A 4571-nucleotide genomic window follows, 5' to 3' on the forward strand; every position below is an offset into this window, starting at 1 on the left:
GCTTCTTCCATGGCCGGGTCGCTGTAGCCGAACCAGTTCTGCATCAGATGGATACGTAACATGGCCATCAGCGGATAGGCTGGACGACCACCTTCCCCCTTTGGGTAGTGTGGCTCGATCAGGGCAATCAATCCCTTCCACGGCACCACCTGATCCATCTCGATCAGGAACAATTCCTTACGGGTCTGCTTGCGCTTGCTGGCGTACTCGGCGTCGGCGAAGGTCATCTGCTTCATGGAAAAACTCGGCTGGCGGGATCGGCGTATTTCACCAGATTCGGGAAGTCTTTTTCAGACCTTCCCTAAAGATAAACATTCAGACAAAGCTCTCTAGTCCAAATTAGATAACTGCTTTTGGATTGCTTTGAAGCTTCAGTAAGAAAATACAGGTATCTGCTTATATCTTCTTATTTTTAGGCTGGTGCTCTGTCCCAAATGATCATACTAGCCCTATTCTATAGCGGCCCAATAACCTGCATAGGAAAGAATTTTTGCCACAGAGGTGTAGCTCCTGAGCTGGTAGGTTTACCCGTTCCGCTAAAAGGCAATATCGTAGTGCTACCCAGCATAGCCAGGCAACGCAACAGCACATAGCTGATGCGCCGATACAACTGGCAATGGTCGATTGGTAAACAGATGTATACCGCTAGTTGCAAGCAGCAGACGCTGATCTAGTTTAAGGGCTTTGATTACCACAACACCTGCAAGCGATCAAAAATAGTGTGGTCAGTAGGTACAGCTTTATCAAATTCCGCTCACTATATATGTTACTACCGTTAGAGTTATGTGATAAAGCTATCATTGAAGCGCGGCCTTTCGCCTGTACACCCCAACAGTTGAGGTAAAGCCCTATGCCTAAGGATTCAGGAGAGTCTGATCCAGCTAGTACAGAGCTTGAGCGTTTGGCTCATTTAGGTGCGTTGAACTTGCTTGACACTAAAGCTGAGCCAGTTTTCGATCGCATCACGGAGCTGGCCGCATACACTTTTGGGACTCCCATTGCCCTAGTAACCTTGGTTGACCGGCATAGGCAATGGTTCAAATCGCGGGTGGGTATAGATCTTATCGAGACCCCACGTGAGCAAAGTTTTTGTGCACATGCTATCAGACAGCATAAGCCCCTAGTTGTTACTGATGCGTCAAATGATCCTCGCTTTGCTGATAACCCCCTTGTTGTAGGTAACCCTAAGATTCGCTTTTATGCTGGTGCTGCTGTAACTACCGCAGAGGGACATGCGCTGGGCACGCTTTGCGTTATGGATACCCGCCCCCGCCAGTTGACAGACAGCCAAACACAAATCTTGCAAGTTCTAGCCGATATGGTTTCGCATGAAATCAGGAACCGAGAAAGGCTACTGCTCATAAACAGTGAGCTATCTAACTCCAGAGAACAGGTTCACGCTCATGAATCAAGCTTTCGTACTATCTTTGAGCGAGCCGGCGTTGGAATTGCGTTAGTCTCACTCAAAGGCGAATGGCTTGATGTAAATAGTACCTTATGCTCAATGCTTGGATATAGCCGAGAAGAGTTTCGTACGTTGACCTTTCAGGACATCACCGTACCGGCAGACCTGTCCATGGGGCTGAACCTAGTCGAAAAGATGGCTACTGGACGTATGGATCAGTTTCAGCTGGAAAAGCGTTATGTCAGAAAGGATGGCAGCCCCCTTTGGACACATCTTATGGTTACAAAGCAGAAAAACCATAAGGGAGAGCTAACCCATTACGTCTGTGTTATTCAAGACATACAGGATCGCAAAAACACTGAACAGCAGCTGATTACTCTGCAGCATGAGCTTGAGCAGACAGTGGAGATGCGTACGAGCGTTTTACGCAAGCGTGAAGCGGAGCTTAGTGCAATTCTGGAAAATACCAGTGACGCCTATATAGGTATGGATGAGAGCGGCACTATTACCGCCTGGAATCGCCGGGCTGAAGAGATTTTTCTCTGGAATCGAGAAGAGGCTGTTGGTCGTCTTGTTGAAGAGCTTATTATTCCGGTAGCCAGACGTGAAGCCTATCGTAGGGATCTAAAAGAGTATCTTACCAAGGGGCATAGCGACACTATAGGCAAGGTAGTTGAGCGCCTTGCGCTACGCAGGGACGGCGTGCTTATTCCCGTAGAATTGCGTGTTACTGCAGTTCACATCGAAGACCGCACCGTTTTCTCCGCCTTCCTTCAAGATATTACCCAGCGCAAGCTTGAGGAAAAAAAGCGCTTGCAGGATGCGCAAGAGGACGCCTTAACCGGTCTAGCCAACCGACGTGCCATGTATAGCTTTCTTAAGGCCAGGCTCAAACTAGAGCCTACCCAAGAAGATCCTCTGCTGCTCTTCTATCTCGACCTGGATAGCTTTAAACCCATTAATGACACGCTTGGCCATGCTGCCGGTGATCAGGTTTTGGTCGAGATCGCACGTCGCCTCAAGCAAGTTATGCGCGACGATGATCTCGTCGCCCGAATCGGTGGTGATGAGTTTGTTATTATCGCCCGTGGTATGTCTAACCGGCCAATCATAGAAAACTTCTGTCAGCGTCTGCTTAACACCTTGAAAAGCCCAATGGTCATAGACAACCATGAGGTGAATGTAGGCTGTAGCATAGGAATCGTCTTAGCGCCCAACGACAGCTCTCGGACAGATGACCTCTTGCGCTTTGCCGACATAGCACTTTATGAAGCCAAAGCGGCTGGCCGCAACACCTGGCGGTTCTACACCCCACAAATGAGCAGTCGTCTATTGCTTCAAAGACAGCTTGAAACGGACCTCAAGCTTGCACTACGGCGAAATGAGTTGCGTCTGGAGTTTCAGCCTCGTTACGAGGTACAAACCGGCCGCCTTATGGGAGCCGAAGCCCTGGTACGCTGGCAGCATCCGATCCGCGGCTATCTGGGTCCGGATAGTTTTATTTTGATTGCCCAAGAAAGTGGGCTCATCGTGCCCCTAAGTGACTGGGTTTTACGACAAGCCTGCCTGGAAGCCGCCAAGTGGCAGGATTCGGCTTTTGTATCGGTCAATTTGTGTCCGATAGAGTTCAAGCAAGGCAATCTGGTGCCTCGGATAAAGGCCGTGCTGGAGGGAACCGGGTTGTTACCTGAGCGGCTAGAACTGGAAATAACCGAAAGTGTCATGCTTGAAAGTGCTAATGAAGCGTTGCTTATCATGAATGAGCTCAAGGCATTGGGCGTTCGGCTGTCCATGGATGACTTTGGTACCGGCTACTCATCATTAAGCTACATCCATACCTATCCTTTCGATGGTATCAAGATCGACCGTGGCTTTATCGCGGCCCTGGACGGATCGACTAGTGGCGAGGCCATCATTGAGGCCATTGTTGGTTTAGGGCAGGCGCTGTCACTTACTATTACTGCTGAAGGAGTGGAAACTCAGGAGCAGTTGAATCTTTTAACACGCTTGCATTGTAATCAGGCGCAAGGGTTTTATCTGGGCCGACCGATGCCGGCTGATTCACTTAATGTTCATTAACCATGAAAAAGGCTGCATGAGAGAAGGTTGAAAAATTCTTAGGATCAGTTGATCCACTACAGCTGGCCTGCAAATAAACAGCGGATAGACGGCCTTGAAAGACTCTCAGGTAAGAGCTATATCTAAAAATAAGGAAGGCAAGTGCTGCCTCTGAAGCCGGTTACGCCACGAGAGATTCGTGACCTACTTTCCCACTAACCAGCCCTAGAGTGTTATAGCGTTTCTAGCGTTTTGATTAATAGGTGATATCTGTGCGACCTCTACAGGGGCAGCCGTAAGCTTTTACCAATTTCTTTTGCGCTTGCGGCTGCTTTCTTTAACTCTCCTCTGATCACCCTTGACGTTAATACCGCTTCGCCTGGCAACCACTGAAACGTTCTGTCCCGGCTCAAAACTCTCAAACTATCGCCACTTTTTGCTCCGTATTCCAATAGCGGCGTCGCTCCTGGCCAAGCAACTCACCACCCTTCGTTGTTGTTAGTCATAAACATGCTTGTTTGCCTATCCCTTATCTCAAGGGGGAACGGTGTCCTGTCTTTCAGGGGGCTCGTTCACAGGCTCTTTCACTATGTCTCGCTAAAACAGTGCAGGATCATATAAAGGATTAACTCTTGGCCTTTAATAGCGTTCGTCCGTTATGCTCATTGAAAGCCAATCACCGATTGGCCTTATCCTAGGTCAATGGCATAAACAGCTATAGTTTTTTTAATCGACCCAACCCCTTTCTTACCGGGACATGTCATTTAACGTATATTGAGAGACCTGATTTCGACCGCTCCTCTTAGCCGCATAAAGAGCCTGATCAGCCTTGTTAAGCCAGTCTGTAGCATCTTGTAGCTCTACATGAAAAGCCGAGATACCTATACTAATCGTGAAGCTAGTTAAAGCTCCTGTATCAAGGGATGCGTTAGGGAAGGTCTGAAAAAGACTTCCCGAATCTGGTGAAATACGCCGATCCCGCCAGCCGAGTTTTTCCATGAAGCAGATGACCTTCGCCGACGCCGAGTACGCCAGCAAGCGCAAGCAGACCCGTAAGGAATTGTTCCTGATCGAGATGGATCAGGTGGTGCCGTGGAAGGGATTGATT

3 protein-coding genes and 1 pseudogene are annotated in these 4571 nt (G+C 48.8%); 2 read left to right on the plus strand and 2 right to left on the minus strand.

Going from position 1 to position 4571, the window contains the following annotated elements; genetic code table 11:
* Positions 1-236: IS5/IS1182 family transposase (locus tag HMPREF1487_RS25555; RefSeq protein ID WP_010799692.1), on the minus strand; the 236-nt coding region annotated here is incomplete at its 3' end.
* 614 nt (positions 237-850) lie between these two features.
* On the opposite strand from HMPREF1487_RS25555, the gene HMPREF1487_RS25560 reads away from it, so the two are divergent.
* Positions 851-3484 carry a bifunctional diguanylate cyclase/phosphodiesterase gene (locus HMPREF1487_RS25560; protein WP_010799693.1) on the plus strand — a complete coding sequence of 878 codons (2634 nt, stop codon included), beginning with the start codon at positions 851-853 and terminating at the stop codon, positions 3482-3484.
* Between the two features lie 726 nt (positions 3485-4210).
* Here the strand turns inward: HMPREF1487_RS25560 and HMPREF1487_RS27115 are convergent.
* Positions 4211-4462 (minus strand): diguanylate cyclase, encoded by a 252-nt coding sequence (locus tag HMPREF1487_RS27115; RefSeq protein WP_084213943.1) that lies wholly within the window; start codon positions 4460-4462, stop codon positions 4211-4213.
* Here HMPREF1487_RS27115 and HMPREF1487_RS27600 point away from each other — a divergent pair.
* Positions 4461-4571: pseudogene (locus tag HMPREF1487_RS27600) on the plus strand (IS5/IS1182 family transposase); the annotation flags it as partial. The gene HMPREF1487_RS27115 and the pseudogene HMPREF1487_RS27600 overlap by 2 nt on opposite strands.

Source organism: Pseudomonas sp. HPB0071 (assembly GCF_000478505.2).
GTDB lineage: Bacteria > Pseudomonadota > Gammaproteobacteria > Pseudomonadales > Pseudomonadaceae > Chryseomonas > Chryseomonas luteola.

Bases quoted from the DNA above. Each gene is read 5' to 3' on its own strand.
- HMPREF1487_RS25560 (WP_010799693.1), top strand. From the start codon at position 851: ATGCCTAAGGATTCAGGAGAGTCTGATCCAGCTAGTACAGAGCTTGAG.
- HMPREF1487_RS27115 (WP_084213943.1), bottom strand. From the start codon at position 4,462: ATGGAAAAACTCGGCTGGCGGGATCGGCGTATTTCACCAGATTCGGGA.